This is a genomic window from Sulfitobacter sp. 1A10359 (assembly GCF_043558145.1).
Taxonomy (GTDB): Bacteria; Pseudomonadota; Alphaproteobacteria; order Rhodobacterales; family Rhodobacteraceae; genus Sulfitobacter; species Sulfitobacter faviae.
Map to the genome: position 1 here is coordinate 24,656 of NZ_JBIFGB010000002.1, position 26,752 is coordinate 51,407.

Here is a 26,752-nt window from a genome sequence, read left to right on the forward strand (position 1 = left end):
GGTCAGTCGTCCTTGACCACTTCATCACGCTCAGCAGCGGTGACGGTTTCGGAACCCTCGGGCATCAGAGCGTTGATCGCGTCAACGTCCGGCTTGCCGCCCTTGGTGTAGTCCTTTTCCCGGTCAAGTCCGCCGATAGCCTCAAGGATAGCCGTCTTGCGATCTTCACTCATGCCGGCATCGGCTGTGACCGGCTCTTTGTCGTCGGTTTGCGAGACCATTTCATAGCGGCCAGCCCAGCCCGCAGGTGGCTTGCCCTTGAGCGTGAATTCTTGGCCGATGGGAAGCTCCCCGGTGTTACCGAAGAGCCCCCCTTTCGTGATGCGAATGCGATAAGCCATCAGTTCACGACCTCGCTGTAGAACACACCGCTGCGACCATTGCCGTCGCCGCGCACCTGGATACCCATCGCGCCCATGCAGAGGAACTGATGGTCATCGGTAGGATTCAGACGGACACGCGGCGTGGTGTTGACCGCCATGCCGATCAGCGGGCGGATGAAGCGCGAGCTCGGCACAAAGCCGAAGAACTCGTTGCCCGAGAGCTTGTGCGTCACGACGATCTTGTTGATCCGGCGGTTCTTGGCGACGTGATCCATGATGGACCCTGGCTTGAGACCGGCGGCACCGGAATAGGCGCGGTCCCAGTTGCGGGCGATCTCGGGCGAGATGTAGAGGTTCACCGGCGCAGAGATGAAGTTGGCATCAAGCATCGCGCCGAATGGGCCGATGAAGAAGGCGTCGATCTCATCCGGTGTCGTGGTTGGCGCGGTCAGATCGATGTTTGCACCACCAGCACCGGAGCCGAGATTGATCGCCTTGGAGTTGGGCGCGGTACGGATGCCGTAAGCGCCGAAGCCCTCAATGTTGATCGTCGCGTCACCGTCAAGCGCGTAATCGACCATATCGCGGTCGATCTTGTCCAGCGCGGCCTCATTGTCGTCGGCCAGAACATCATAGCCCTCGCTTTGGAACTTCATCACCTCGCGCCACGAACGACCATAGCCTTTCGCAAAGATGGTGATTGGCGCGCCGTCGAAGCCGTACTCGACCTTATCGACCGGTACCGGCACCTGACCGGAGACCGAACGCACCACCTTGTCGCTCATGTCGCTGGACGTGCGAGCAATAGAGACCATCTTGCCAATGTTGACCGGCCGAGCCAGCCCCATCAGGTCGGACATGAATTCCTCGCCGCCGTCGTCACGCATGATGCGGACGGTTTGTTCGTCCAAGTCGAACCAGAAGTCAGGCGGCAGGACCGTCTGTGCATTGGCAACGGGGTCAGCCTCGTACCAGTGGTTGCGGATGCCGGACACCTCACCCCACCACGCTTGGTGCGGGCGGGAGTTGGTGATCAGCTCGTGATCGAAATAGCGCATCTGGTGATCCCCTTATGCCGCTGCGGTCAGGTAGCCGGTTGCAGCGCGAACGCAGACCAACTGGGCCGAACCAGTGTTGTTGTTGAATGTCTCGTTGGCGACCGCGACCACCTTGTCGGACAGCGCGGCCTTGACCAGAACGCCGCCGGCGCCCGGTGTGAGCGCGTCGCCTTCGGTCAGATCGTTGCCCGTCGCGACCAGCGCGTTGAACAATTGGCCGTCGACCATATCGAGCGCAACGGCCCGGCTGTCAGCCGCCCACTGCGTTTCGATGCCGCGACCGGTCAGGTAGTTGTCCTGCACCAGCCAGACCTTGGCCGTGGTGGCAGCAGTGGCCAGCGCGAAGCCGTTGGTCGCATCGAAGGTCACCAGCGAGCCGGGCGTGAGCGCCACGCTTGCAATCGCCTCCATAGCGTGAGGGGTCGGGTTGCTCACCGGACCCGCATAGATCGTGTTGTAGCGTGCCATTGATCAGGCCTCCTTTGCTGCGCCGGGGACGCGGAACTTGACGGCGTTGCCAGGATCGGGATCAGCCGCCCCATTGCCCACCGGTGCTGCTTTGCCGGGCTTGGCATTTGCAGCGAGCTTGCGCAGGTTGGCGACCGGCAGCGCCCTGCAGTCCTCCTCATCGAGGATCGCTGCTTTGACGATGGTGTTCGTCAGGCTTTCGCGCTCAGCCTCTTCGGCTTCCTTTGCGGCGTTGGCCTGCGCCTCCTGGGCGTCGGTGAGGGTTTTCAGACCGTTGGTGACAGCGTCAGCCAGCGTGTCAATCTTGGTGTTCACCGCGTCCAGCGCGGCCTTGGTTTCTTTGTCCATGGGATCCTCCTTTTGGACATCTTCGTTCGCCTCGGCGGAGCCGCCGGACATGATGCCCCGAAGGGCTTCGACCAGACGCGGGAGTAGCGCTTCCCGCGCCTTCGCCTTGTCCAGTCGCTCGGCGCTGTCGAGCAGATGCTCAGCAGCCCATGCAAGGTCATCCTCGGCCCAATCGACGCGCGAGTTGATGACGGTAAGACCTGATTTGTTGACCATCAGGCCAACGCCTTCGTCTGGCGTGATCGCGCCCGGCTCATCCAGCAGCAGGGCATTATGGTCCCACACGAAGTTGCGACCGATCTTCTCAGCAGCATGCCCTTCCGGGGCGTCTTCGATGTTCATGTAGAGGCCGGTTGATGTGTGGATCGGCTCGCCTTTGTTGATCGCTTCGAGCAGGCGCTGGCCATTTGCGTTCTCGGCGGCGCGATCCTTGTAGATCACTACGTCAATCGCGATCCGGTCATCTACCCGGCGGGCATTCTCGTTGAACGCAAAGACGCCGTTTTCGGCTACGGCCACCGGGTCGGCAGCATTGAGGAACATGCCGTCTTTTTGAGGATGCCCCAGCGGCGCGTGGGTGCCGTTCAGCCCTTCAAACGACTTGTCGATCTCGTCCTTGCCGTAAAAAATGCCGTTTAGAATGGTATCGTCTTTGATCACGTAGGATGGGACGATCATCACGTTATGGCCGTTGCGAACCTCATGCCGGATTGGCCCGACAGCATTGCTACGGGCATGAACCAGTGCCTTATTCATCGTCATCATCCTCTTCATCATTAAGCGGCAGCCCGGCTGGGTGTCCCGCAGCACGTCTGATCTCGGTCACGTCGAAGACCTCCCCGGCCTCGGACGTGTTGATCTCGGACATGGTCTTCGCCCGCGCCATCATGGCGTCAGGGCCGTCATCCAGTAGCGATGTCCACTCGACCCGCCATGCGCCCTCAGGCAGCGTGCCGGCCTTCTGAAACCGCTCGATCAGCGTCATGATTGCTGGGACAATCTCGCCAGACCTGCGGGCCTCATTCGTCCGCGCCCAATCCTTGGCGTCCTCAGTGCTTGCCCGCTCGCCGGTGATCATGCCGATCAGCACCTTGAACGGGATGCGCATCGACGCGGCGAATGTCATCACGCAGATGTTCCAGAACTCCTCCGGCTGCGGCAGCGTGATGTTCGGAAATTCGGTTTTCATCTTCGACAACAACAGGGAGGCGTCAAAGCCGGATGCCCAGGCCTTCACGACCTCGTTGAGCTTGTCCGTAAGCTCGGAAGGGTCGATTCCCATTCCACGCGCCATTTCCTCGAACCCGTTGCCATCCTCCATCGAGATAACCGGCGCGTTCTTGGCCGTCTTAAAAAACCCCTCCGCCCCGGCACCGCTGATCTTCTCGGCGTCCAGCATGGCGTTATAGCCGGCCTCAAGTTGCGAGCGGTCGTTGATCGTGCCATCCCGCGACAGGATCAGCACGCGGTCAGGGTGAACCTTGAACCGGCGGCGCGGGCCTGCCGATGTCGTATCGCTACCCACAGCGTTCTCAGCATACTCCCACATTGTGGGCTCGCCGTAGGTCTCGGACTCGGTATTGGTATCGAACTCGCTCGGACGCAGCTGATGCTGCCAGCATGGGATGGCCGCGAACAGCTTATTGATCCCCAGCGCCTTATCGAGCGGCTCGTTCATTTTCTTGTCGTCAGCAAATCTGAGCACCAGACCGCCGTAGTCACCCACAATAGACCGCGCGTCAGCCTCAGCGAATTGCTGCCAAAACCGAATGCGGGCCAGATGGTCTGCGACCGCCTCCTCGGTACTGCTTAGGTCGTCGTCTTTGTCAGTGACCCGCAGCACCGGAACGTCCTGCCATGTCTTCGACTTGAACGCGTTGACCGCCGCAGCCGCCAGCCCGTTCCGGCGATACATACGCAGAAGGTCCGGGAATGTCAGCCGATCGGGCCAGCCGTACTCGTCAGCATGCACCCGCTTGACGTTTGACCGTGCTCCGAAATGCTCGGGGAACACCCCGGCCAGTGTTCGTTGTGCCATCAACGGCGCCCTTTCGGGATGCCGAAGCCGACGAAGGAGCCATAACCGCCCAGCATGTCCGCGATAGCGTCCATCATGGGGTCAATCTGATCGTCAAAGCCGGTGCCGAGGCCGTCAAATGTCTGCATTTCATACCTCAGGCTTTCGGTGAACGGCGCATCTTTAGGCAGCCACACTTGACCGGTTGCGACCCATGGGGCTGCATCGAGCCCGCGCGTGTACTTGTCCCGGTCGCGCTGGATCCCATCAACGGGGATCCCCTTGCGCTTGAGCGATTGGATCAGGCCGGTCCCTGACACCTTGTCCTCAACCCGAAGGCCGCGAACGATCTTGCCTTTGTGCTTTGCCCAGAATGCCAGAGCGTTCTTTTCAAGGTCCGGCGCTTCCCATTTGCCGCGCGCCAGATCAACCAGCACCGCGGGCCCGTTCTTGGCTTTGCCCCATAGCTCGAAAACCGAATAGTCGTTCCGCTCGCCCGTCTTCTGAGCCGTGTCCGCGTACATCCGGTAATATTCAATCTCCGGCTCTTCGCCGGGTTTGTACCAATGGACCCCGCTCATATCGAAGAGCGCGCCCTCCGCCGAAACTGGGCGCTGCATGTATTGGCTGGCGAAGGTGTATGCGTCGGCCTTGATGACCTCGATCTCTTCGGCGCTGTGCTTTTCCGTCCATAGGGGCCCGTCTGGCAGGTTGTGTGGCACCGGGCGCCCGTGCGTCCATTCCTTCGGATATTCCGCCGCCTGGTCGATGATCACCGGTAGGTCGAGGTGATCCCAGATTTCGCCGGTCCCACCGGTCAGCAGGTGACCCACGAAGTCATTGCTATGAAGCCGCTGCATGATGACCACGATAGGCACGCGATCATGCGCCAGACGGCTGCGAAAGGTGTTGGTTGCCCGCTTGTTGACGGAGGCCCGCTTGGTCGGGCTGAACGCATCGTCCGGCTTCAGCGGATCATCGACCACCAGAGCGCCGGTGAACTTATCTTTGTCCATGTAGCCGGCGCGGAAACCCGTGATCGGACCGCCTGCGGCCTTGGCCAGCATTCCGCCGCCCTGGACTGTTTTCCAGCGGTCTTTCGCGCTGGTGTCTGATTTGATCCCCACGGCAGCAAGCTCGCCGAACTCCGGAAGCTCGATCAGGCTCTTGATCTTGTCGCTATTCTCGCGCGCCAGATCATCAGAGAACGTGGCATGGATGAACCGCGCCGCTGGGTTGATCATGAACCCACGAGCAATGAAGTTAACCACCGCCATCTCGGTCTTGGTGTAGCCCGGCGGCAGCGTGATGATCAGCCGGCTGATCTCGCCAGAGTGGACCCGGTCGAGCGTTTGTCCGATGACGCGGTGGTGCGGCCCCTCAATGAGCGGCATCCCCTCACGCGCCGGGAAGTGGTGTCGCGCAAAGCCGAGGTTACTCCGCCTCGCCCACTCCCTCTGAATCTCGTGCTTTGTCGGTAAGGCGTTCAAGCTGGGCAAGCTCCTCATCCGACAGGTTGGAGAGAACCACGGCGGGCGCAGGTGTCATGCTGCCGTCCGGGCTGGTGACCTCCAAGCGGCTCGGCTTATCCAGTCCCAGCAGCTTAATCTTCGCCGATGTGGCGCCAACCATGGCCGCTGCCTGCCCTTGCGTTCTTGCCACGCCCCTAGCCTCTTCAAGCTCCTCCATCGCCTTGTGGCGGGTGTAGATCGAAAGCTGCGACGCCTGCTCAGAAAGTGCTTCAAGCCTTTGGGCTATCTTAGGGTGATCAAGAAGCTGGCTGGCTTCGACATAGATCCATTCATCACGGGCGTTTTCTTCGACGTCATACGCTCGCCGGTAAGCCTCAGCCGCGTTGCCAGTCTCGAAATAAACCAGCGCAAACGCCTCTTGCTTTCGCGTCAGTTCGCGCTCGGCCATATCCGCCTCGTAAGAATGTCATTTGAATTGCAGTAGCACGGAGCCTGCCTGACGTTTCCGCCGACCCCGTGACCAGTGCGCCTGGGTAATCCCTGTACGCGAATGCCTCACCCATACCAAATGTTGTACCGCCTAGCAACACCTATGCGCTCCGCACATCCAGCGGATCAAACTGCGCCTTGATCCCGCTCGGCAGCTCCACCGCGAGCGACTGCCACCGATCATGCGGCGCCTTCACCAGTCGATCGAACTTCACCAGCATGTCGGCGAAAGGCCCGGAGATGATGCGAAGCTCCTGCCCGCGCTTGTATTCAGTCACCTCGGCCCGAGAGTTGGCGTCGACACGCTCTGCCTTCTCAAACGCGGCATCCACGCCGCCCATGAAGCCCAGCAACCCAACATGCCCGGGCTTTCCCTTCTCCGACGACTTGCCGTGCAGGTCTGACTTCGCGACCGCCATGAACGTTGGCATCAGATGATCGACCTGAGCAGCGAGGTGCATCTGATCCGGTTCCATATCCAAAACGATGTAGTTCGGCAGTGCCGGCACATCGAAGCGGGTCCAGCTGCGATCCTTGCCAAGCCGCTTGAACTCCACCCGCTTGCCGCACCATGCGTCGATGCCGAGACGGCGTAGCTCTTCCTGCACCCAGAACTGCTTGCGGATCATTGGCGGCCGAACCGCCCTACCCTCGCTGTCCTTCGTTGGTGCGTGCGTGTCGCGGCAAACTCCGCCCGCAACGTAGCCTAGGTATTTCATGCTCTGCCCTTTGTGCCCGTGGTAGTGTTCTTTGGCTCCGCCTGCTCTTGCTCATCCAGCCAGCTCGTGACCTCGGCGCCATCGAAGCAAGCGACAACCTGGTATCCGCACTCGCCCTGTTTGACGGTGCATATTCTGCCGAATGGCCCACTGCGACCGGCCAGTCGGACACGCGTTCCTTTCGGCAGTGTCTTGCGTGGCATGGTCAGGTAGCAGCCCTTGTTCTGCGCGATCGTCCGAAGTTCATCCAGCGTCACCCCAACGCCCTCCGCTTCACCGCTTCGATGCCGTGGTGCACCGTGGTGTGGTCGCGGTTGAACACGCGTCCGATGCGCGGCAGGCTGAACCCGCGCTCGGCCAACATCGCCATGCATTCCTGCCGGGGATGCGAGACGCTATGCGCTCTAGTTGGCCCGAAGAAATCGCGCAGATCGATGTGGCGGCTGTGGGCAAATTCCGCTGCTAGCGCTTCCGGACTACGACGAATGAAAGCCCGGGCAAAGGCCGGTGCCGCTGCGAGGTATGCCGCCTGCATTGCTCCACCTGTGATGGGTTCGATCATGCGATGTCTCCCTCGGGGTTGGCGCGCCGTGTCGCGTAGCCTGCCCGCTTGACGTATTCGGCAACCCGAGCCCGCTCTTCGGCGGTAGGCGCCCGGCGCTCTGGCTCCGGCTGCGGCTCCCGCACCAATGCTGGCCGCGGCATTGCCTCTCGCGCCAGCGCGTAGATTGCCCCCGGCGTCGGTTTCCGGCGCGGCTCTTCACGCTGGTACTGGATGCATGCCTTGCGGATCGCCTCCTGCGGCAAGCCTTCGAGGACATCGGCCCAGTCAGCCGCGATCGCGGCCGTCAGGGCATCGTCGTCATCGTCCCGCCAGTAGTGGCTCAGAAGCGTCACGACCCGGCCCCCGATCCACTCGCGGTGGTCAGCCCGTGCCGCGAGCTCCGGCGATGAAGGCATCCATACGGCGCTTGGATTTGCTGGTAGATCGTTCATGCTGGGTTCCTCTCGGTCTGGCTGGGTCTGGGCTAATTGCGGATACTGGCGGCGCATCTCGCGCCCCGGCAAACTTCCGCATCGATGGGATGAAGTATTTCAGGCTGCCGGGCGGTCCGTCGCGCTTCTGGTTGGCCGTCTCCCTGACGACTGCGATCGTGTCTTCCTCGCTGAGATGGAGATCGGACCGAGCGTTCTCGAACTCGACCCACTCGGCCCGGCTGCCGATCACCTTGCCCCCTGCGGTCAGCCCGGATGCATCGTGACCGGCTGCGACCAGCACCCTCTCTCGAAAGCTCAGACTCGCGCCCGCGCTATCATCATCAATCTTATATGGTTCTGGTTTTGGTTCTGGTTGGCATTCCGGCGGCAATGCGGCGGCATCATACCCCCCATTGTTTTCATTGGATTTTCCCTCAGATTTTGACCATCGGGCGTGAGCGTTTTCCGATTGTTTTTTGGAATTTTTTTGCGAAATTTCGGTTTCTTTTTGTGCACGGCGGTTAATCAGAGCATCTCCATCGAGCCAAATCTTCCCCATCTCGATCAAGGACTGGACCACCTTCTTCGCCTTTGCCGGGGTGCAGCCGAAGCGACGTGATAGGCGCTTGTAGTCGGCAACTGGTGCCGCGCCCGTTGCGGATGTCAGCGCAACGATGGTCACCAGAGCGCCGCGCTCCTCCAGTGAGAGCTCCTGCGTTCCCGAGAGCCAATCGTCGCCGTAGAAGCGGATATATGGGACGCCTTCACTCATCAGAAGAACTCCCCCTGCCGCCCGTCCGTGCGATCAAGAAAGCGGAGCGCCGTCTCGCCCTCCCATTCGGCATCCCAGATAAACCAACCGTTGCGCTGTGGCGGTGATCCTTTGCCGGTGAAGTCCACCTTCCAGCGGCAGACGTAGGCGCGGCTGATGGGGTGCTTTGCCAAGATCGAGGCGAGCCCCGCCGCGGCCGGCCAGTCCCAATTGAGGAACAGCGCGACATAGGTGCACCTGAGATCAAGCGCGTGGGTAAGCCAGCGGCCTTTTCCGTCTCGGGCGTTAATCTCGCAGTATGGTGGGTTGGTGATCATGGCATCCGCCCGTCGCTCAGTCAGGGCGAAATAGTCACCGAGGTCGGCGCCGCACCCCCGATCGATCAGATCAGTCTTGATCACCGGCAGCCCGAAAGCCTCTATTTCACGCGCCATGGCACCGTCTCCAGCGGCACTCTCCCAGATCGCCGGGAAATGACGCAGGCGGTCGCCCTCGGCCTTGAGTAAGGCTCTCGTAGGTTCAGGTGGCGTCGGGTAGAAGTCCGCAGCCTCACGGGGCGCCTCTGCGATGCGCTCGAAGCCTTCCAACGTCCTGACGATGTGGGTGGACGTGTTTCCGGTTGCGCGAAACAGGCCGCGCGCTGATGGGGCTGCACTCATGTCTCGACCACCTCCACACCCTGCGCGGCCAAGATCGCCTTCTTGATCTTGAATACGTCTGTCGCCCAGCCCTTGCTGTCCTCGACCACTTCCGCGTTGATGCGCTTGTCGAAATAGACGAAATCGGCCTTGTAGATCATCTTGCGTCCGGTCGGCGTCAGGATCGGCCCGTTCTGGCCCTGCAACTCATACGGCACTTGCAGGCGCAGATTCTTGATGATGCCCGCACGCTCAAGCTGGCGGAGAACGCCGTAGCGCCGCGCCTCTTTCCGGCTGTGGAACTTAATCCCATCCACCACCATCGCCTTTGTTCCGCGCACACGTCCTTTGCGCGCTTCACCATTGGCGGAACGCTTCTTTCGGAACTCGGATGCGGTGAGGCGGTCGGTCATAGATCTACGACAACCCCGCCAGCCGATAGGTCTGCGACGGCGCTTCGTCCGGGAACAGCCCATCTCGAACCGGCTCGATGTGATCGCTCAACTGCGCGAACGTGGTCGCAGTCAAGGCACCCCCCTCTTAAAAGGGTGTAGCGAGTTCGATCCGATATATTGGTGGGGTCAGCGAGGGTGACCATGATCCGGTCACCGCGTTTCAGTGCGGTTAGCGCCGCTTCAAATCCTACGCGCGCCATCACATGCCCAACGCTTCTTTGTACATGTCGATCACCGCCTCTTCTTCGGCAATGTCGTCTTTGTCGCGCTTCCGAAGAGCCACGATCTTGCGGATAGCCATAACCATGTAGCCGCGGCTTTTGGCTTCAGCCATAACCTCTTTCTGCTGGTCAGAGAGGTCCTTTTTCTCCGCATCCAGCCGTTCGATACGTTCGACAAACTGGCGAAGTTCATTCGCGGTGACACGATACGTTGCATCCCCCGTACTCTCATTTTCTTTCGCAACAATGCCTTCTGGTTGTGTGGTTTGATCAAGCACTATCAATCCTTTCTGGGCGTTCAGCCGCATTGGCTTTATGGTCTTCGTCCGGCCCTACTGACGGGGTCGCTGCTTTTCTTTGCTTTCAACGGCCATCCCTAACCCGCGCACAAACCGCTCCCGGATGCGGGTCGTGGCGTGAGATTTCGTCGATTTGCACGGACACGGCTGAAGCGCGACGCGCAGCTCGTGCACTTCTTCGATCGGGATGGTGACTATTACGTGGCCACCCTCTCTTCGCGCCGTGGAGGTCACAGCTCACCTCCGATCTTTTTGAGAGCATCACTAACTGCTGGCCGTGAGCATCCAATCCTTCGAGCGACCTCGCTGCGGCTCAGTCCTGAACCAAGATATGGGAGCACCTTTTCTGCCACGTTCTTTTGGGAGAACCGCCGCGGCTCAGGTCTTTCGCCCCATGCAATCCGCGTGGCCCGGTTCTCTGCTGCTGCCAATTCAAACGGGGTCAATCCCAATTTGGCTTGCCTTGAAGCTTCGTGCGGGTAGGCTGCCTGAATGCGCAACGTGACGCTGGTTGCCTGCCGCGCACGTCCATCAGCACCATGGAGGTTAATGGTGACAGAACTTTCAAGCACCGGTTCGACCTCCGGTTATAGTATACTTTGTGGCATCTGCTTTGCGCCGATAAGCGGCGAAGACAATGGAGAGCACCCTCCGGAAGTAGTTGGGTGCATAACCTGCGAGAATTTCGCCAGCCCGTATGTGGCCGCTCAAATTGCAGCGCAATCCGTTACGGAACTTGGTGTCACTACGGAAGTTTCGAAGCTTGGCACGAGCCTCTCGCAGGATGCTAGTGGTGGCTTGAATAGGCAGACTTATCGCTTCATCGTTGGCCGGTAAGTGGCGGTCTGGCTTGCAGCGAAATCCAGTTTTCATGTTTCGACCCTCAGCTCGTGCAGCGAATACTGATGATGCTCATTTGTCGCCCGCAGATTGGCGTAGGCATACTGATCATACCCGCGGCCGTTCTGATGCACCTGCCAGCCGCGGCGCTTCATGATTGCTGATACAGCTTGGTGAGTGAGCCCAACCTCGGAGGCGATTTCGGTGACTGTGCAGTCCCAACCAACTGACATGCCCGCTCGCCACACCAGGAACTCGTTCGCCCGGGCGCTCATTGAGCCACCTCTATAGCGCCGGTGTGTTGCTTCAAGAGGACCAAGACACTTTGGTTGAAAAGCGACGAAAATGACTTCCCGCGATGTTCAGGCAGATCCATCAATCGGCGGACTTGCATCGCCGTTTTGTCGAGATCGTTCCTGTCAAGAAAATCCGAAATAACGTCCGGTTGAGTTACCCCCGCTTTGGCCGCAGCGGGAACCAAAGAGCCCAATCCGAACTGGTTATAATACTGGATATTATCGCGGCGCTTGCTTTGCGAAATACCCCGCAGAACCGTCCAAAGGCTATTTGCGACCCCTGCCTCTACAAACTTCCGTACAAGCCCAACGCAAAATATCTCACCCGGCTTTTTGCTCGCGGCATTCTTATTGAATTGCATGAGCTTGCACCCAGCCCGAGAGACAACTGCATCACATTGAACCGCCCACGGTTCAAACGCGGCCAAAGCAGCCCTGAACAACTGGTTGGGAGTCATCGCGGTCACGCTTCCGTTAATCCAAGAAAACGCTGCTGCCTGTTGCTGGGTGTCCAGATCAGAGACAAGGGCGGGAACCTCAGCTATTCCGCGAAGGGCAGCCGCGTGGACGCGGTGCTGTCCGTCGATAACGGCAAATCGTCCGTCAGGCCGCGTAGATGCAACGATAGGTGAGAATTTGGCCCAATCGAAACTCTTGGCGATCCGATTGATATTCGACCACCCGCGCCCCTCAATCTCTCGCTGGTAGCTCGTATCGATCACCAAGCTTGAAATTGGCAAGAATTCCAAACGAGGGGTCTCGCCTAAGGGGCCACCTTCAACAGCTTCCCGTCCGGTTATGTCTATGGCGCGTATGGTCATGCTGCACCCCCAGTCCGCACAACAGACGGCTTTCCGTTGGCGATCGGCGCCAGCAACTCCATCAATTCCACGGCAATCGGGCGCAGCACTGCGGCTTCGCGATGATCGACATGACCATCGGTAAGCGCGTCCGCCAGCAGAGAGGAAAATGCGGTGGCGGCGCAGAGCGTCGGCATGTGCTCAGGCTCGCTGCCCTCTCCCCTGCGCGCCGACTGGCCGATCATGCCCAGAATGTCAGAGGTGAAACCCGGTCCTAGCGCGGCGCAGAGAGACAGCAGGCCGGCAGCGGTCGGCGTCACCCCCTCTTCATAGCTGCGAAGGGTGCGGGCCTTGATGCCAGTCACTTCCTCCAAGGCATCAAACGAATACGTCTTGCCATGGCCTACGCGCAGGCGGAGCGCGGCGTCGATCTTGTCAGAGAGGGCTTCGCTGGAAATTTTCATGATCGTTTCCATGGTTTTGGCGCAGTGTCCATCGCAGGATCAGCGCATGACAGGGTGTTTTGAGAGAGAGGCAGGGAGGGACGCGGCATTAGGCGGCGTCCGTGGTATGCTCAGAAAGCCGGACCACTTCACCGGAGACAGACCCGCCGAGTTCAGCGGTCGCGCCAAACAGCCAGTACCGCATTGGCACCAAGCCATCGGACTTGTCCTCAATGAATGCAGCGAGCCTGAGCGGGGCGCGGCGCTTTCCACTGATCATCTGAGACATGCTGGCGGTAGCGATCCCGTATTCGTTCGCCAATTCCGTTTGCGTGATACCTTCGGACCCCATCCAGTCCCGCAGGGCGTCTCCGGTAGACACAAACGACTTAGCCTCGACGCCATTGAATACAGGACGTTCTTCGCAGATCGCTTTGGCCTCAGCAGCGAGAGCATCCTCGCGACTTCCGACCCACTTCACATCAACCCGGTCGATCTCATCACGCCAAATGGCGCGACACCTATGCTCAGCCAACCGGCGCTTGGGGTTGTTTGTGATGCCCACGTAAAGAAGCTGACCGTCGGCGTCGAAATGACGATAAATGGCGACAGTCATGCTGCATCCTCAGATTTAGCGCCGTGATTGCGCAGTTTCGCCCGCATCTCCTTACGGATTTTCTCGATAGTGCTTGGGCGGCACTCTCCGCCCTTGCGAAGCCGGTAGACAAACCCCGGGTCCTTGAGGAAATCCCGACCAAACCTAGAAGGGGTGATCCCTGTCTGGTCGAGGTAGTCCTCAATCTCTGTCTTGAAGCTGCTCATCATCATGGGCCTCAATATGTAGGTTTTATCCCACACTGTAAAGAGGATTTATCCCATTTGCGCCGATTGCCCGCATGTAGGAAAAGAACTACATGGATTTTGGGCAAGTGGTAGCGGATCGCATCAGCGCATTAATCGAAGAACGCGGCACGAATAATCGTGCGGTGGCCTTGGCTGCTGGAATGAGCGCAACCGGGGTTCGAGACATCGTCACGCGGAAGACCAAGAACCCGACGCTAGCAAACTTAGTGAAGATCGCCGAGGTTCTTGATGTATCGATTCAAGAGATCGTCGGGGATAGCCCTCAAGAACGCCCCACCGTCGCCATAGCTGGCGCTGTCGGCGCTGGCGCAATGGTTCCGGTGTTCGATGCCTACGAGAAGGGTGGCGGCCCACAGGTCGAATGCCCACCGCAGCTATCGCCGCATGGCATCGTCGCAGTCGAGATCGTGGGTGACAGTATGGAACCCGTCTACTCCGCTGGCGACCTTCTGTTCTACACGCGTGAGGCCGCTGACGGAGTTCCTTCAGATGCAATAGGCCACCGCTGCGTTTGCGAAGACATGAACGGCATGGGATGGGTCAAGCAGGTCCGCGCAGGATCAGAGCCGGGACTGTTCAATCTGATCTCGCTGAACCCCGGCGCCGATAACCAGCATGACGTCAAATTGAAATGGGCCGCGCGGGTGCGGATGCATTTGCCGGCGGATATGGCGCGGCGGGCGTGAGCTTCGACGAAAAACTGGCCAAAGAGCTTTTTGCTGTCCGCAAAACAGTAGCTGTTGGTGCATGGGGCGAGGACCATGGCGCCCGCTCCATAATCTGTAGCTTTGATGCTCTGCACGCAAAGATCAATCTACTATCTATGTGTGTCCGCGTGTCTTCAGGATCGGAGAATAAAGTTTCATACCTGCTTCTCCTCGGTCGTCCAGGGCTCAGGCAAAGAGATCGAATATACGCTCTCGACTTGAACCCAACCGGGCCGCATAGCAACCCGTTAAAACCCGGCGACCCAGACAGCGGCCGACTTTTTCGACCTGGGGAAAGTCATGAACATGGCTTTTGGGATAGGATTGAAGATAGAGACCCCTCAAGGTTCGCGAGGTCGTTACCTCACGAGCTGTCAGGATTTCAGGACGCTCTTGATTATTTCTGTGATAAGATCAACATCGAACGACCGCCGGACTTACCGCCGCTGCCGGAACAAGGAATGCTTCTGTGACCCGCAGAATAGAGCAAATAGCGAATGAAGCACTGCAAGGCCTCACTTTCACGTGGGCTGATGGCGAACGACAGCTTGTGTCTTTGCCAGTTCAGTATCCAAGCGGAGCGCTGACAACCATGGAGATTTCGATCGGTCAACGTGAGGCCGTAATTTCTGATTTGGGAATGGGTCTTTGGGAAGCTGAACAACTATGCCCCGACACGGGGTATCGGAAGATTGCTGAAGCTGAAGCGAAAAGGCATGGCCTGAAGTTTGACGGCCATGCTGTGCTTGCGTTGGAGCTACCAATCGGTTCCCTAGCTGCGGGGCTGATTGCCGTTGCAAACGCCTCGGCCAAATCCGCCGCCACCGCAATACTGAATGATGCGGCACGCCGTGAGAGTAGGCGAAAAGAGATCGTTTACAATCGCGTCCGGATGGCGTTCCCGGATTCCAATGTTCATCGCGAAATCTCAATTCATGGTGAGCGTGCTGATTGGGAGGTTCATAACGTCGTGGATCTTCGAAACAATCGGAAGCTGATATTTGAACCTGTCGCAAATCACTCAGGCTCTGTATCTGCCAAGTTTTTGATGTTCTCCGACTTGGGGCGGCGATCTGACGTTACGCTTCATGCGGTCTTCCCAAATACGAAGCACCTCGACCCAAAGGCGCAGATGATACGAGAGGTGGCTAAAGTTATCGGCGAAGAGGATGACGTCGAGGTGTACAGACTGGCCGCCGCATAATTCGATCCGCTTCGCGCCAGGAGAGTTAGACCCGCCCCAGTGGCGGGTTTTTCTTTGCCCGCTGCCGGGCTAGTAGGGGTGTTGTAGCATGGTGTGAATTGTCAGTATAGGTTTTTTCCTACATTTCATGTTGACGTAGGTTAAATCCTACATTACACCTTTCTCCATACCAACCCGGTAATGGAGATGACAATGCAGACCCGCAGCACCTTCGAGACCCTCGCCCGCAACGCCGCGTATGTCGGCACCGTGGCGGCCGTCAGCTACCGCACCGATGTGTGCGCCGCCAATGGCACCTGCACCCCAGCCAGCGACACGCAGCACGACTTCGACGCTGGCTATGACGATTTCGTTGAGAGCCACAAATGGTGGCCGCACGAAGACCTGATCTGCTGGGAGATTGCCTCGGATGGGTCTGCAACGGACGTGACCGATCGCATGATCTACGAGCACGAGATGATCTGCGAGCAGCGCGGCATCGACCCGGAGTGGGGCGCATGAAGGTCACCTCCCTCCTCGGCGCGGAGTGGTTCGACCACGTCCTCGCCCGCCGCAAGCCTGATCCTGAGCTGGAACCTGTGGACGACCTCCGCGATGTGCTGGGCGACATGTGGGCTGACCGCGAAGCCCGGAAGGATGCTGAAACGCGTCGCCGCATTCAGTTCGATGCGGAGTGCGGCTGATGATCACCCAATCCCACCCATCCGCTGAGGTCCAGCGCCAAGAGCGCCAGCAATCCCCTGAGCCACGCGCCCTGCCCGTCCACATGTTCATCGCAGGACTCGCCCTGTCGCTGGCCGGGCTGCTGGGCGGTCACTTCGTCGCCAAGGGGGTCGCCAACTCCGCCCATTTCAACGCGAACCATTTCATCGAAGGAGCTTTCGAATGAACGACCAGACCCAAATTGAAACCGGCACCGCGCTTGCGCTCCCAGTCGGTACCGACCTCACAGCGATTTTCGCCAAGCCCGAGCAAGTTGATGACATGATCAGCCGCATTGAAGCTGAGGCTCGCAGCCACGCGCCTGATCTGTCGACCGCCAAAGGGCGCAAGGCTATCGCCTCACTGGCCCATACAGTCGCTCGCAGCAAAACTACGCTCGACGCCGCGGGTAAAAGCCTGACCGACGATGCGCGGAAGCAGATTGCTTTGGTCGATGCAGAGCGGCGGAAGATCCGTGAGCGGCTGAATGCCCTGAAGGCGGAGGTTCGCAAGCCCCTTGACGATTGGGAGGCCGCTGAAGAGGCACGGATCAAGCGCCTCACGGATGCCCTGCAATCACTCACACCCGCGCCGGTCCAAATGCGTGACACGGAAACCATCACTGCCGAGATCGATCGCATCAAGGCAATTGCCATCGATGACAGCTGGGCCGAATACCAAGAGATCGCCGATGCCAAGAAAGAGCATGCGCTGAAAGACCTGGCGCAATGGTATGATGCCGCGAAGGTTCGTGAGGATCAGGCTGCCGAGTTGGCCCGCTTGCGCGTCGAAGCCGAAGAGCGCGCTCGGAAGGATGCCGAAGAAGCCGCGGCGAAAGAAGAGGCGGAGCGTCAGGCTCAGGCCAAGGCCGAAGAGGAACGCCTGGCTGCTGAGAAAGCTGAAGCCGACCGCCTCGCGGCAGAAGAAGCCGAGAAGGTTGAAGCGGCGCGCCGCGAGCAAGCCGAACGCGACAAGGCCGAAGCCGCCGAACGCGCCCGCAAGCAAGCGGAAGAGGATGCCGCGCGCCGTGAGAAGGAAGCCGCAGAGCGCCACGCCCGTGAAATGGCCGAAGCAAAGCAGCGGGAAGAAGCAGCCGCCCAGCGTGAGCGCGACCGTATCGCCGAAGAGCAACGCCAAGCCGATGTAGCCCGCGCCAAACGGGAAGCGGATCAGGCGCACCGGGTCCGCATCCGTAACGAAATCGCCGAGGGGCTCAAAACGCTCGACGCTGGTAACTGGTTTGCCATGGCTGACGCCCTGATCGATGGTAAGGTACCTCACACGAGGGTGACGCTATGACCCAACGCCCCCTCACTCCCGGCGTCTACCGCGACCTGTCTGACGACCAGTACCACGCTGACCCGTTCGATCGCCCTAGTCTGTCGAGCACCCTCGCCCGCGTCCTGCTGAACCAGTCGCCACTTCACGCATGGGTGCAGCACCCTAAGCTGAACCCGAACTGGGAGCCGACCGACAAGAAGACCTTCGACGTTGGCCGCGCGGCCCACCGGGCAGTGCTGGGCCGGGGTGGTCAATACCAGGCGATCCCGTCTGATCTGCTCGCCTCGAACGGTGCAGCCAGCACGAAGGCCGCGAAGGAATGGATCGCGGAGGCTCGCGCCGCCGGCATCACGCCGCTGAAAGCCGAAGAGGTCGACCAGATTGGCGAGATGGCTGCGATTGCGTCTCAGCGCATGGCCGACAACGGCATCACGCTGGACCCGGCGAACTCCGAGGCTGTCGTGCTGGCTGAGATCGGCGGCGTCCCTTGCCGCGCCATGGTGGACAACGCGCCGATTGACCCATCGCAGCCCCTCTATGACTTCAAGACCTGCGTCGATGCCTCCCCAGATGCCTGCGTCCGGGCGGTCATGAACTACGGCTACGATGTGCAGGCCCGGCATTACCTCGACTGCTGGAAGGCTGCGACGGGCGAGGATCGGCTGTTCAGGTTCATCTTCCAAGAGAAGACCGCGCCCTACGAGGTCTGTGTCGTTCAGGTGGGAAATGAAAGCCTGATGATGGCGTCGAAGAAGACCGCCCGGGCTCGCGAGATTTGGGGTCATTGCACCCGCACCGACCACTGGCCCGGATACCCTGATGGCGTGGTCAGTATTGAGCTGCCTGAGTTTTACCACGCGAAGTGGCTGGAGCGCGAAAGTGCCGAGGCCGACCACAAGCGCCACTATGGGCGCGATGTGTTGGACGCTGCGGGCCGCTGGCAGGCGCCGGAAGGCTACGCGGCTGAGTAACCCCGAATTTCCCTGAAAGGACGTATAATGAGCGTTATCCGTTTTACCCCCGTTTCCGAGATTAACGATCCACTAACGCTGGCAATCGGCCTATCTGGCGGCTCCGGCACTGGCAAAACCTACACCGCCCTCTCAATGGCGCGCGGCATCTCTGAGATCGTGACCGGTAAGAACGGCGGACCTATCGGCTATGTCGACACCGAGAACCGCCGGGCTCTGCACTACAAGTCGGCCTTCCCTGAGATGATGCACTACGACATGAAAGCCGTGGATGATGACGGCAATATGATTGGCTTCGGCCCCGAGCGCTGGATTGCAGTCATCGATAGCGCAGAAGCGGCTGGACTGCCGGTCGTTATTCTGGACTCCTTCAGCCATGCTTGGGAAGGCGTTGGTGGTGTCCTCGATTTACAAGCGCAAGTTCTCGACCGGCTGACCGGCGGTGACGATAGCAAGAAGAACCAGCGGTCGCAGCTGGCATGGGCCGAGGTTAAGCCGCGGTATCGCCGTCTGATCGACCGCATTGTGCGCGCAAAGACCAACATCATCATCTGCACCCGCGCAAAGCCTGTGATGCAGACGGGCTTCGGCTCCAACGCAAAGAACGCCCGCTCAACGAAAACCCGGCGGGAGGATGTGCCATGGGATCCAGCGAGCGACGGTGACCTGATGTTTGAGATGACCACGATGGTGATCCTAGACCCGTCCGCACCGGGCCACCCGGTCCACCAGATCAAAGTCGCGGACCAATTCAAAGCCCTGCTCGACCCGCGTCGCCCGATGGGTGTCGAGACAGGCCGCGCAATGGCAACTTGGGCGAAAGGCCAAGGTGACGCGCAGGCGCAGAAGGAACTGCTCGACCAGGCGCGCACTGTTGCGAGGACCGGGAAAGAGAAGTTCACCGCGCACTGGCAGAGCCTCGACAAACCGCAGCGGGCAATTGTTGCCACCATCATGGACGAACTGCAGCAGTTGGCTATTGATGCTGACGCCGTGCAGGACGTTGACGACGAAGACCCGTTCGCCAGTGCCAAGCCTACCCCCGAAGAGATGGCGGCGGCTGAAGCCGAGGCCCGCGCGGCTGCTGATGCGCAAGCTCAGGAGGATGCGGCGTGACCAAGAACAAACTCACCGACCTCAACGACCACCTGTTCGCGCAGCTTGAACGTCTGTCGGATGAAGGCATGGATGAAAAAGATATCGCGAAGGAGGTCCAGCGGGCCAGCGCGATGGTCTCCGTCGCTGACAAGATCACCAGCAACGCCGACTTGCAGCTGAAGGCCGCAAAGCTCTTCGCCGAGCACGGCGAGAAGGTCTTGAACCACTTGCCGCAAATTGGAGGGCCGAGATAATGAAGGGACACATCATCCCATACAGCCCAGCCGAACTGGCGTGGATAAAAGCGAACAGCAAGAGACCGCGCCCCGAGGCTCACGCCGAGTTCTGTGCCTGTTTCGCCCGTAAGGACGTGTCGCTGTCCAACTTTAATTCGCTCTGCAAGCGCAAGGGCTGGATGACAGGTCGAACCGGGAATTTCGTGAAGGGTGAGGCGCCATACAACAAGGGTGAGAAGATGCCCTTCAATGCGAACAGCGCAAAGCATCAGTTCAAGAAGGGAAACCTGCCGCACAACACGAAGCACCTCGGACATGAGCGTTTAAGCAAGGAAGGCTACGTTGAGATTAGTGTGGACGAGCCCAACCCGCATACGGGCTTTGAGCGGCGCTATGTCCTGAAACATCGCCACCTTTGGGAAAAGAAGCATGGGCCGGTGATCCGCGCCCTTCGCGCCGTAAAGCCGGAGGTCCGCACCGCCGTTGCGAACCTCTGCGAAGCAGCCATGGAAGGGGAGCGCTATGCGAGTTGAAATCAGAGGCAAGATTTATGAAAGCGTGCCGGAGGCCGCCAAGAAAATCGGCGTAGCTAAGCAGACGATCTATGCCGCCCTGCGGCGCAATCGTATGGACACGGTCGGCCTGCGCCAGCACGGGCCGATCTGCCCCAAGGGAGGCCGCCCAAAGGTGCGGATCACCATTAGCGGATGCTCATGGCCAAGCATGGCAGACTGCGCCCGCGATCTGGGCGTCGATCCGCGCTATGTGCGGACGGTGATGCACCGCGGTAAAGCCGTCGCGAGGGAACGCTTGAAACAGCGTGTCTATCGCTGGGCGATGGAGCAGAAAGGGAAGGGAAGAAAAGTATGATGGTTGAAGTGACCACCGTGCGCGCGCTTGAGGTGATCCTGTCGCGCCTCAAGATGGACGGGGAGACTGCGCGCATCATGCGGGAGCATCTTGTCAGCGAGCGGCTGGCGCAGCGCGAAAAAAAGCCGACCGTGGAGAAAAGCGGCGTCTGTGTATGCTGCGGCGAGCGCCCCATCGCCTCCCCCCAATGGGAAGAGTGCATCGAGTACTATACGGCGAACACCAGCGAGGGGTCTTGACATGAACTCACCAGTCCTACCCCTAGCTGTGCGCGAAGCGACTGCGGCAAAGATGCTGGATATGCCCTTGGCAGAGTTTCGGCGGCTGGTGGCAGCTGATGCCTTGCCCCCGCCATGCCAGTTGGGCGGGCGCGAACGCTGGCGCGTGAAGGACATCGAGGCCATACTGAACAACAGCGCCGCCCTTCCCGACGAGGATTTTGAGCTATGAAAGCCCCGAAGCCCCGCATCACCAAGCCGCGACTTGTGTGGCGTTGGCGTGCGTACAAGAAAGCTTGGGAGCCCTACTACCGAATCACGAAGACCGAGTGCGGGAAGCGGCGCGAAAAGCTCTACCTCATTGATTGGAAGGGCGACGCCAAGCGCCTCGATGCTCTCTATTGGGAGTTACGGTCAGGCCGCAGCGAAGCACAGAAACAGCCCGCCAAACAGACTTGGCGCGAGTGCATCGAGGCATGGCGTTCGGATCATACCGTTCAGCAGAACCTCGCAGCATCCACCAAAGCCAGCTACCGCCGCGACATGGATCGGATCGCTGAGAAGAACGGCGACAAGCCCATGGCGCGGATCACGCGCCCGGTGCTTAAGGCCGCTTTAGCAAAAATGTCCGATACGCCCCGCAAGGCCAGCAAGTATGCCCAGACCATCTCTATCCTGTGGAACTATGCTTCCACCGAACTTGATTGGCCGCTTGGCCCGAATCCAGCAAAAAACCTCGGATCATACAAACCTGCTCGCGAATATGAGCCGTGGCCTACATGGATGATTGGCAAGCTCGATACCGCACCGGAGAACGTGCAGATTGCCGCCCAACTCATTCTCGGAACTGGCCAACGTCCGAACGCCGCCATCGGCATGAAGCGCGACCAATTCACTGGCAGAACCATGTTCGTCCTCGATGAAAAGAGCCGCGAGCTCTTTGAAACAGGATGCCCTATACGGTTGCGCGACTTCATCGCCAATCTAGCACCCCGTGGGGATCATGTGATTGCCAAGAACCTGCGCCAACCAGTCGGCTACAACGCCGTCGAAAAGGCGTTCCGTGCATGGCGTGATACATTGGGACCGAAGGCCAAGCCCTTTACGCTGCATGGCCTACGAAAGCTCGCGATCATCGAACTCGCAGAGGCGGGTGCCAGCGATGCGCAGATACAGGCTGTTACAAACCAGAGCGCCGAGATGGTAGCCTACTACCGCAAGCGGGCGAACCGATTGAAGCTCTCGATTGACGCCCAAGACCTTCGAAAGTGACCGAAGAACGGAACGTGACCGGAACAAGAAAGTGTGACCAAGGTGTGTGACCAGCGCGAAAATCGGTTTTCTAATGGGGATTCGATTTTCGCGGAAAACCTTGCGAAAACAAGGTGGTACCCAAGGCCGGACTCGAACCGGCACGCCTTGCGGCGGGGGATTTTGAATCCCCTGCGTCTACCATTCCGCCACTTGGGCACGTAGGGCGATGTAGCCTGCAAAAGCGGCAGGAGCAAGTGGATTTTCACCCGTGCTGCGCGCCCAGTTGCTTGACCTTGGACGCGCGACATGGTGAGGCATTCAAAACAGCCGGAGCCCCCGATAATGATCCGCCGCCTTTATGACTGGACCCTGGGCCTGGCCCAACACCGCCATGCCCTTTGGGCGCTTGCCGTTGTCGCTTTTGTCGAAAGCTCCTTCTTTCCGATCCCCCCTGACATCCTGATGATCCCGATGATCATCGCGCGGCCAAATCGCGCTTGGCTGATCGCCGGGGTGGCGCTGCTCGCGTCGGTCTTGGGCGGACTTTTGGGCTATGCCATCGGCGCGCTGGCCTTTGAGAACCTCGGCCAGCCGATCCTTGCAAGTCTGGGCAAGACCGATGCGATGGCGGAATTCTCGACCCGGTTCAATGACATGGGCTTTTGGGCGGTGCTGGTCGCCGGGGTCACCCCCTTCCCTTACAAGGTCATCACCATCATGTCGGGCTGGACGGGTATGCCGCTTGGCACCTTTATCATGACCTCAATCCTCGCCCGCGGGCTGCGGTTCTTTGTCGTGGCGGGGCTGCTGTGGCGCTTTGGCGCACCGATCCGAGACTTCATTGAACGACGCTTGGGTTTGATGTTCACATTGGCAGTCGCCCTGCTGATCGGCGGCTTCATGGTGGTGAAGGTACTATGACGGGTAAGACATTGACTTTGCTCGCGACGCTCGGTTCGGCCGCGCTGTTGCTGGGGGCTTTCGGGTTTCAACATCTGGGCGGCTACGCGCCCTGTCAGATGTGCCTTTGGCAGCGCTGGCCCCATGCAGCGGCGGTGCTGATCGGGGCAATCGTGCTGCTCGGCGGGCCGCGCGTGCTGGCCTGGCTCGGCGCCATGGCGGCGGCGGTGACCGCACTGATCGGCATCTTTCATGCCGGTGTGGAATGGGGCTGGTGGCCCGGGCCAAGTTCCTGCACCGGCGGCGGCATGGATTTGGGCAGCCTCGATGGCGGGTCGCTCCTGTCGACCGAAGGCCCGAGCGGCTTGGTCATGTGCGATGAGATCGTCTGGCAGTTTCTGGGCCTGTCGATGGCCGGGTGGAACGCGATTTTCTCTTTCATCTTGATCGGCCTTTGGGTCGCCGCCGCGCGGAAGGCGGCCTGAAGAACGAGAACCGGACAAACTGGACAGATGACCTTCCAGTTTGTCAAAAACACCCCCGAAACGGACAGTTTGACGGCTTGTCGTTCGACAGATGCGCGGATTATCTGAGATCAAACATCTCAGGAGTCCCCCATGTCGAACCAACAGAACTGTATTTTGCTGGGCGTTCCGCTGGACAGCGGCAAACGCCGTCGCGGCTGCCTGATGGGGCCGGACGCTTACCGCACCGCCGGGCTGGAGCGCGCGCTGCGCGACCTCGGCCATAGCGTGACCGACCGCGGCAACGTGGCCCCCGCCCCTTTCCACCCCAAAGAGCATGAGAAGCTGCACGCGCTGGAAGAGACCATCGCCTGGACCGAGAGCCTCGCCGCCGCCGCCGATGCGGCGATGGACGACGGGCTGCCGATCTTCATGGGCGGCGACCACGCGCTGGCGCTTGGCACAGTACTGGGCGCGATGCGCCATGCCGAGAAGGCAGGCCGCCCGCTTTTCGTGCTTTGGCTCGATGCGCATACGGATTTCCACACGCCGCAGACCAGCGACAGCGGCAACCTGCATGGCACCCCTCTGGGCTATGTCACCGGGCGCGAAGGCTTCGATGGCTTTCCGAAGATCGACACCCCCCTGCCCCATGATAATATCGCCATGATCGGGTTGCGCTCGGTCGATGCCGCCGAACGCGCGGCGCTGCAGGAGACCACGGTCACCTACGTCGACATGCGCGAGATTGACGAAAGTGGCATCGCCAAGCCCTTGCAACGCTTCCTCGACAAGGTCGCGGCGGCGGGCGGCATGCTGCACGTCTCATTGGATGTCGACTTCCTCGACCCTTCCGTCGCGCCCGCCGTGGGCACCACCGTGCCGGGCGGCGCCACCGTGCGCGAGGGCCATCTGGTGATGGAGATGCTCTCGGACAGCGGGCTGATGACCTCGCTCGATCTGGTGGAGCTGAACCCCTTCCTCGATGAACGCGGGCGCACCGCACAGCTGATGGTCGACCTCACCGCCTCGGCCTTTGGCCGCCGCGTCTTTGACCGCCCCACACGCGCATATTGATTGGAGACCCCAAGATGACCAACCTCAAACCCTCCGACAAGGCGCTGGTGCCTTTCGTTTCCGTCGACCAGATGATGAAGCTGATCCACCATGTCGGCGTCGAAGAGATGCTGCGCGGGCTGGCGGACTATATCGAAGCCGATTTCAAACGTTGGGAGCTTTTCGACAAGACACCCCGCGTGGCGAGCCATTCCGAGAAGGGCGTGATCGAGTTGATGCCGACCTCTGACGGCGATGTTTACGGTTTCAAATACGTCAACGGCCACCCCGACAACACCAAGACCGGCTTCCAGACCGTCACCGCATTTGGCCTTCTGGCCAATGTGGCCAACGGCTACCCGGTGCTGCTGACCGAGATGACGATCCTCACCGCCCTGCGCACGGCGGCGACCTCGGCGGTGGTGGCGCGGCTGCTGGCACCCAAGGGCAGCCGGGTCATGGCGATGATCGGCAACGGCGCGCAGTCCGAGTTCCAGAGCCTCGCCATGAAGGCGATCTGCGGCGTGGATGAGGTGCGGCTTTACGACATCGACCGCGCGGCGACCGCCAAATGCGCGCGCAATCTGGCGGGCTCGGGGCTGAAGGTCGTGGAATGCGACAGTGCCGAGGAGGCGATCATGGGCGCGCAGATCATCACGACCTGCACCGCGGACAAGCAATATGCCACGATCCTGACCGACAATATGGTCGGCTCCGGCGTGCATATCAACGCGATCGGCGGCGACTGTCCGGGCAAGACGGAACTGGCGCCCGCGATCCTTCACCGCTCGGGCATCTTCGTGGAATACCCCGAGCAGACCCGCATCGAGGGCGAGATCCAGCAGCTTGAGCCTGACCACCCGGTGACCGAAATCTGGCAGGTACTGACCGGTCAGGCCGAGGGGCGCCGCGACCAGCAGCAGATCACGCTGTTTGATTCCGTGGGCTTCGCGATCGAGGATTTCTCGGCCCTGCGCTATGTGCGCGACCAGATCGCCGAGACGGGCCTCTTCCAGCCGCTCGACCTGCTGGCCGACCCGGATGATCCGCGCGACCTGTTTGGCATGCTGCAACGCGCGGGTTGAGTGTTTGGGGCCGCCGTTCCTCCGCGGCGGCCTCTACCCTTTCGTCACGTCATGGGCATAGAGCCAATCGAAGGCCCGCAGCATCGTGCCGGGGGCCAGCGTTGAGGCGATGCGCAGCCCGGTATGGGCCGCAAAGCGGATCGGACCAGAGCGCAGGTGATAGCGGGTGGCGTTGCCTTCGGAGGTTTTCACGATGCGCCGCGCCCGGTCGATACGCGCGGACTGATAGGCGGTGAGCGCCGCGTCGCGCGGATAGCGGGTCAGGCAATCGGCCAAAACCCATGCATCCTCCAACGCCATATTGGCGCCCTGCGCCAGAAAGGGCAGTGTCGGATGGGCCGCGTCGCCCAAAAGCGCGACACCCTCTGCCTGCCAATTGGCGGCAACGGGGTGGTGGTGCAGCCCCCAGAGGGTCACGTCCTGCACCATCTCCAGCATCTGCGCGGCCTCACCGCCGAAGCCGGCAAAGGCGCGGCGCGGGTTGGCGGGGTCATCGCTGTGGTGCCAGCCTTCGGCGGCCCAATCGTCACGCTCTTCCACGGCCACGAGGTTGACCATGTGACCGTCGCGCAGCGGATAGCTGACCAGATGCTTCCCCGGCCCCATGGTGACCCGCGCCTCGGGGGGATGATTAACCACGTTGGGAATAAGCGCGCGCCATGCCACCTGCCCCGAGAACCGCGCCTGATCCGCCCCATTCAACTGTATCCGCCCGACCGAGTGGATGCCATCGGCGGCCACCACCAGTTCCGCCCGCCGTCGCCCGCCGCGTGCCATCTGCACCTGCGGCAGCGCACCGGGATGGATGGAGGCGACCTGCGCATCGGTCTCGAAACTAACATTGGCCCGTTGTGCGGCCTCGCGCAGAAGGTCGATCAGATCGGCACGGTGGAGGAAATAATAACGCTGGTCCTCCGGGAGGCGGGTCAGATCCAGCCGCGCCACTTGGCCGCCCTTGGCATAGTCGCAAAGCCGTACCGCCTGCCCGCGCACCGCACCGCGTGCCGCCAACCCACGCTCAAGCCCCAACCCGCGCAGCACGGCGAGGCCATTGGGGCTGATCTGAAGCCCGGCACCGATCTCGGAAAAGCGGGCGGCCTGTTCCAGCAGGGTCACGGCGACACCACGCCGCGCCAGCGCTGTGGCCAGCGCCAGCCCGCCGATCCCGCCGCCCACGACAATCGCATTGGAAGGTTTCATTCGCGC

The 26,752-nt window shown here is 60.5% G+C and carries 39 protein-coding genes and 1 tRNA gene; 19 read left to right on the forward strand and 21 right to left on the reverse strand.

The features are described 5' to 3' along the window. Nucleotides 1-2: 2 nt before the first annotated feature. The 19 genes from ACGYK2_RS04375 to ACGYK2_RS04465 all read right to left on the reverse strand — a co-directional run bounded on the left by ACGYK2_RS04375 (nucleotide 3) and on the right by ACGYK2_RS04465 (nucleotide 13,458). The gene (locus ACGYK2_RS04375; protein ID WP_280322737.1) at nucleotides 3-341 is read right to left on the reverse strand and encodes a hypothetical protein; all 339 of its coding nucleotides are present in this window, start codon (nucleotides 339-341) and stop codon (nucleotides 3-5) included. Then, complete coding sequence (locus ACGYK2_RS04380; protein ID WP_280322736.1) at nucleotides 341-1,381, reverse strand: major capsid protein; 1,041 nt, start codon at nucleotides 1,379-1,381, stop codon at nucleotides 341-343. The genes ACGYK2_RS04375 and ACGYK2_RS04380 overlap by 1 nt, the downstream gene beginning before the upstream one ends. A 12-nt stretch (nucleotides 1,382-1,393) precedes the next feature. Then, nucleotides 1,394-1,849: a hypothetical protein gene (locus ACGYK2_RS04385; protein WP_280322735.1), complete on the reverse strand. Its 456-nt coding sequence runs from the start codon at nucleotides 1,847-1,849 to the stop codon at nucleotides 1,394-1,396. Between the two features lie 3 nt (nucleotides 1,850-1,852). Beyond that, the gene (locus ACGYK2_RS04390) at nucleotides 1,853-3,007 is read right to left on the reverse strand and encodes a hypothetical protein (RefSeq protein WP_394374218.1); all 1,155 of its coding nucleotides are present in this window, start codon (nucleotides 3,005-3,007) and stop codon (nucleotides 1,853-1,855) included. Further along, nucleotides 2,946-4,235, reverse strand: a complete 1,290-nt coding sequence (locus ACGYK2_RS04395; protein WP_394374219.1) for an anti-CBASS protein Acb1 family protein — start codon at nucleotides 4,233-4,235, stop codon at nucleotides 2,946-2,948. Before ACGYK2_RS04395 ends, ACGYK2_RS04390 begins: the two co-directional genes overlap by 62 nt. Further along, on the reverse strand, nucleotides 4,235-5,608 hold the full coding sequence (terL, locus tag ACGYK2_RS04400; RefSeq protein WP_394374220.1) for a phage terminase large subunit: 1,374 nt from the start codon (nucleotides 5,606-5,608) through the stop codon (nucleotides 4,235-4,237). Before terL ends, ACGYK2_RS04395 begins: the two co-directional genes overlap by 1 nt. A 40-nt stretch (nucleotides 5,609-5,648) precedes the next feature. Continuing rightward, the gene (locus ACGYK2_RS04405; RefSeq protein WP_394374221.1) at nucleotides 5,649-6,134 is read right to left on the reverse strand and encodes a terminase small subunit; all 486 of its coding nucleotides are present in this window, start codon (nucleotides 6,132-6,134) and stop codon (nucleotides 5,649-5,651) included. Between the two features lie 142 nt (nucleotides 6,135-6,276). Then, nucleotides 6,277-6,804, reverse strand: coding sequence for a hypothetical protein (locus ACGYK2_RS04410; protein ID WP_280322728.1), 528 nt, complete (start codon nucleotides 6,802-6,804; stop codon nucleotides 6,277-6,279). Nucleotides 6,805-7,147: 343 nt separating this feature from the next. After that, nucleotides 7,148-7,456, reverse strand: a complete 309-nt coding sequence (locus tag ACGYK2_RS04415; protein WP_280322727.1) for a helix-turn-helix domain-containing protein — start codon at nucleotides 7,454-7,456, stop codon at nucleotides 7,148-7,150. Continuing rightward, on the reverse strand, nucleotides 7,453-7,791 hold the full coding sequence (locus ACGYK2_RS04420) for a hypothetical protein (RefSeq protein WP_394374222.1): 339 nt from the start codon (nucleotides 7,789-7,791) through the stop codon (nucleotides 7,453-7,455). Before ACGYK2_RS04420 ends, ACGYK2_RS04415 begins: the two co-directional genes overlap by 4 nt. 28 nt (nucleotides 7,792-7,819) lie before the next feature. Beyond that, on the reverse strand, nucleotides 7,820-8,644 hold the full coding sequence (locus ACGYK2_RS04425) for a DUF1376 domain-containing protein (protein WP_280322725.1): 825 nt from the start codon (nucleotides 8,642-8,644) through the stop codon (nucleotides 7,820-7,822). Beyond that, nucleotides 8,644-9,303: a hypothetical protein gene (locus tag ACGYK2_RS04430; protein WP_280322724.1), complete on the reverse strand. Its 660-nt coding sequence runs from the start codon at nucleotides 9,301-9,303 to the stop codon at nucleotides 8,644-8,646. The genes ACGYK2_RS04425 and ACGYK2_RS04430 overlap by 1 nt, the downstream gene beginning before the upstream one ends. After that, nucleotides 9,300-9,695, reverse strand: coding sequence for a DUF1064 domain-containing protein (locus tag ACGYK2_RS04435; RefSeq protein ID WP_394374223.1), 396 nt, complete (start codon nucleotides 9,693-9,695; stop codon nucleotides 9,300-9,302). Before ACGYK2_RS04435 ends, ACGYK2_RS04430 begins: the two co-directional genes overlap by 4 nt. A 241-nt stretch (nucleotides 9,696-9,936) precedes the next feature. Continuing rightward, nucleotides 9,937-10,266 carry a DUF2312 domain-containing protein gene (locus tag ACGYK2_RS04440; protein WP_394374224.1) on the reverse strand — a complete coding sequence of 110 codons (330 nt, stop codon included), beginning with the start codon at nucleotides 10,264-10,266 and terminating at the stop codon, nucleotides 9,937-9,939. Nucleotides 10,267-11,126: 860 nt separating this feature from the next. Next, a complete protein-coding gene (locus tag ACGYK2_RS04445) occupies nucleotides 11,127-11,372 on the reverse strand; it encodes a hypothetical protein (protein ID WP_394374225.1) in 246 nt (81 codons plus the stop codon). Continuing rightward, on the reverse strand, nucleotides 11,369-12,214 hold the full coding sequence (locus ACGYK2_RS04450; protein WP_394374226.1) for a DUF6551 family protein: 846 nt from the start codon (nucleotides 12,212-12,214) through the stop codon (nucleotides 11,369-11,371). The genes ACGYK2_RS04445 and ACGYK2_RS04450 overlap by 4 nt, the downstream gene beginning before the upstream one ends. Further along, on the reverse strand, nucleotides 12,211-12,657 hold the full coding sequence (locus ACGYK2_RS04455; RefSeq protein WP_394374227.1) for a hypothetical protein: 447 nt from the start codon (nucleotides 12,655-12,657) through the stop codon (nucleotides 12,211-12,213). The genes ACGYK2_RS04450 and ACGYK2_RS04455 overlap by 4 nt, the downstream gene beginning before the upstream one ends. Before the next feature lie 88 nt (nucleotides 12,658-12,745). Continuing rightward, on the reverse strand, nucleotides 12,746-13,252 hold the full coding sequence (locus ACGYK2_RS04460) for a GIY-YIG nuclease family protein (RefSeq protein WP_394374228.1): 507 nt from the start codon (nucleotides 13,250-13,252) through the stop codon (nucleotides 12,746-12,748). Further along, entirely contained in the window at nucleotides 13,249-13,458 is a 210-nt protein-coding gene (locus ACGYK2_RS04465; RefSeq protein WP_394374229.1) for a hypothetical protein, read from the reverse strand. Before ACGYK2_RS04465 ends, ACGYK2_RS04460 begins: the two co-directional genes overlap by 4 nt. Nucleotides 13,459-13,550: 92 nt before the next feature. On the opposite strand from ACGYK2_RS04465, the gene ACGYK2_RS04470 reads away from it, so the two are divergent. The 15 genes from ACGYK2_RS04470 to ACGYK2_RS04540 all read left to right on the forward strand — a co-directional run bounded on the left by ACGYK2_RS04470 (nucleotide 13,551) and on the right by ACGYK2_RS04540 (nucleotide 22,059). Then, nucleotides 13,551-14,186 (forward strand): XRE family transcriptional regulator, encoded by a 636-nt coding sequence (locus tag ACGYK2_RS04470; RefSeq protein WP_394374230.1) that lies wholly within the window; start codon nucleotides 13,551-13,553, stop codon nucleotides 14,184-14,186. Beyond that, complete coding sequence (locus ACGYK2_RS04475; protein ID WP_394374231.1) at nucleotides 14,183-14,680, forward strand: hypothetical protein; 498 nt, start codon at nucleotides 14,183-14,185, stop codon at nucleotides 14,678-14,680. Before ACGYK2_RS04470 ends, ACGYK2_RS04475 begins: the two co-directional genes overlap by 4 nt. Continuing rightward, nucleotides 14,677-15,411 (forward strand): hypothetical protein, encoded by a 735-nt coding sequence (locus ACGYK2_RS04480; RefSeq protein WP_394374232.1) that lies wholly within the window; start codon nucleotides 14,677-14,679, stop codon nucleotides 15,409-15,411. Before ACGYK2_RS04475 ends, ACGYK2_RS04480 begins: the two co-directional genes overlap by 4 nt. A 192-nt stretch (nucleotides 15,412-15,603) precedes the next feature. Continuing rightward, a complete protein-coding gene (locus ACGYK2_RS04485) occupies nucleotides 15,604-15,912 on the forward strand; it encodes a hypothetical protein (protein WP_394374233.1) in 309 nt (102 codons plus the stop codon). Continuing rightward, nucleotides 15,909-16,094 (forward strand): hypothetical protein, encoded by a 186-nt coding sequence (locus ACGYK2_RS04490; protein WP_394374234.1) that lies wholly within the window; start codon nucleotides 15,909-15,911, stop codon nucleotides 16,092-16,094. Before ACGYK2_RS04485 ends, ACGYK2_RS04490 begins: the two co-directional genes overlap by 4 nt. Then, nucleotides 16,094-16,300: a hypothetical protein gene (locus ACGYK2_RS04495; RefSeq protein ID WP_394374235.1), complete on the forward strand. Its 207-nt coding sequence runs from the start codon at nucleotides 16,094-16,096 to the stop codon at nucleotides 16,298-16,300. The genes ACGYK2_RS04490 and ACGYK2_RS04495 overlap by 1 nt, the downstream gene beginning before the upstream one ends. Continuing rightward, on the forward strand, nucleotides 16,297-17,412 hold the full coding sequence (locus tag ACGYK2_RS04500; RefSeq protein ID WP_394374236.1) for a hypothetical protein: 1,116 nt from the start codon (nucleotides 16,297-16,299) through the stop codon (nucleotides 17,410-17,412). The genes ACGYK2_RS04495 and ACGYK2_RS04500 overlap by 4 nt, the downstream gene beginning before the upstream one ends. After that, nucleotides 17,409-18,365 carry a PD-(D/E)XK nuclease-like domain-containing protein gene (locus tag ACGYK2_RS04505; RefSeq protein ID WP_394374237.1) on the forward strand — a complete coding sequence of 319 codons (957 nt, stop codon included), beginning with the start codon at nucleotides 17,409-17,411 and terminating at the stop codon, nucleotides 18,363-18,365. Before ACGYK2_RS04500 ends, ACGYK2_RS04505 begins: the two co-directional genes overlap by 4 nt. A 27-nt stretch (nucleotides 18,366-18,392) precedes the next feature. Continuing rightward, a complete protein-coding gene (locus ACGYK2_RS04510) occupies nucleotides 18,393-19,481 on the forward strand; it encodes an AAA family ATPase (protein ID WP_394374238.1) in 1,089 nt (362 codons plus the stop codon). Further along, complete coding sequence (locus ACGYK2_RS04515) at nucleotides 19,478-19,717, forward strand: hypothetical protein (protein ID WP_280322702.1); 240 nt, start codon at nucleotides 19,478-19,480, stop codon at nucleotides 19,715-19,717. Before ACGYK2_RS04510 ends, ACGYK2_RS04515 begins: the two co-directional genes overlap by 4 nt. Further along, a complete protein-coding gene (locus ACGYK2_RS04520) occupies nucleotides 19,717-20,232 on the forward strand; it encodes a hypothetical protein (RefSeq protein ID WP_394374239.1) in 516 nt (171 codons plus the stop codon). Before ACGYK2_RS04515 ends, ACGYK2_RS04520 begins: the two co-directional genes overlap by 1 nt. Continuing rightward, a complete protein-coding gene (locus ACGYK2_RS04525) occupies nucleotides 20,222-20,569 on the forward strand; it encodes an NUMOD1 domain-containing DNA-binding protein (protein ID WP_280322698.1) in 348 nt (115 codons plus the stop codon). The genes ACGYK2_RS04520 and ACGYK2_RS04525 overlap by 11 nt, the downstream gene beginning before the upstream one ends. Next, on the forward strand, nucleotides 20,566-20,808 hold the full coding sequence (locus tag ACGYK2_RS04530) for a hypothetical protein (RefSeq protein ID WP_280322697.1): 243 nt from the start codon (nucleotides 20,566-20,568) through the stop codon (nucleotides 20,806-20,808). Before ACGYK2_RS04525 ends, ACGYK2_RS04530 begins: the two co-directional genes overlap by 4 nt. 1 nt (nucleotide 20,809) lies before the next feature. Beyond that, complete coding sequence (locus ACGYK2_RS04535; RefSeq protein WP_394374240.1) at nucleotides 20,810-21,019, forward strand: helix-turn-helix transcriptional regulator; 210 nt, start codon at nucleotides 20,810-20,812, stop codon at nucleotides 21,017-21,019. Next, nucleotides 21,016-22,059, forward strand: coding sequence for a tyrosine-type recombinase/integrase (locus ACGYK2_RS04540; protein WP_280322695.1), 1,044 nt, complete (start codon nucleotides 21,016-21,018; stop codon nucleotides 22,057-22,059). The genes ACGYK2_RS04535 and ACGYK2_RS04540 overlap by 4 nt, the downstream gene beginning before the upstream one ends. Nucleotides 22,060-22,173: 114 nt before the next feature. On the opposite strand, the gene ACGYK2_RS04545 is transcribed toward ACGYK2_RS04540, so the two are convergent. Then, a tRNA-Leu gene (locus ACGYK2_RS04545) sits at nucleotides 22,174-22,257 on the reverse strand. A gap of 126 nt (nucleotides 22,258-22,383) precedes the next feature. On the opposite strand from ACGYK2_RS04545, the gene ACGYK2_RS04550 reads away from it, so the two are divergent. The 4 genes from ACGYK2_RS04550 (at nucleotide 22,384) to ACGYK2_RS04565 (ending at nucleotide 25,546) form a co-directional block, all read left to right on the forward strand. Further along, a complete protein-coding gene (locus tag ACGYK2_RS04550; protein WP_209218107.1) occupies nucleotides 22,384-22,962 on the forward strand; it encodes a YqaA family protein in 579 nt (192 codons plus the stop codon). Beyond that, nucleotides 22,959-23,426, forward strand: coding sequence for a disulfide bond formation protein B (locus ACGYK2_RS04555; protein ID WP_271687550.1), 468 nt, complete (start codon nucleotides 22,959-22,961; stop codon nucleotides 23,424-23,426). Before ACGYK2_RS04550 ends, ACGYK2_RS04555 begins: the two co-directional genes overlap by 4 nt. A gap of 132 nt (nucleotides 23,427-23,558) precedes the next feature. Then, nucleotides 23,559-24,482 (forward strand): arginase, encoded by a 924-nt coding sequence (gene rocF, locus ACGYK2_RS04560; RefSeq protein ID WP_271687552.1) that lies wholly within the window; start codon nucleotides 23,559-23,561, stop codon nucleotides 24,480-24,482. 14 nt (nucleotides 24,483-24,496) lie between these two features. Beyond that, on the forward strand, nucleotides 24,497-25,546 hold the full coding sequence (locus ACGYK2_RS04565; RefSeq protein ID WP_276154305.1) for an ornithine cyclodeaminase: 1,050 nt from the start codon (nucleotides 24,497-24,499) through the stop codon (nucleotides 25,544-25,546). Nucleotides 25,547-25,579: 33 nt separating this feature from the next. On the opposite strand, the gene ACGYK2_RS04570 is transcribed toward ACGYK2_RS04565, so the two are convergent. Beyond that, the gene (locus ACGYK2_RS04570; protein ID WP_271687554.1) at nucleotides 25,580-26,746 is read right to left on the reverse strand and encodes an FAD-dependent monooxygenase; all 1,167 of its coding nucleotides are present in this window, start codon (nucleotides 26,744-26,746) and stop codon (nucleotides 25,580-25,582) included. Between the last annotated feature and the right edge of the window lie 6 nt (nucleotides 26,747-26,752).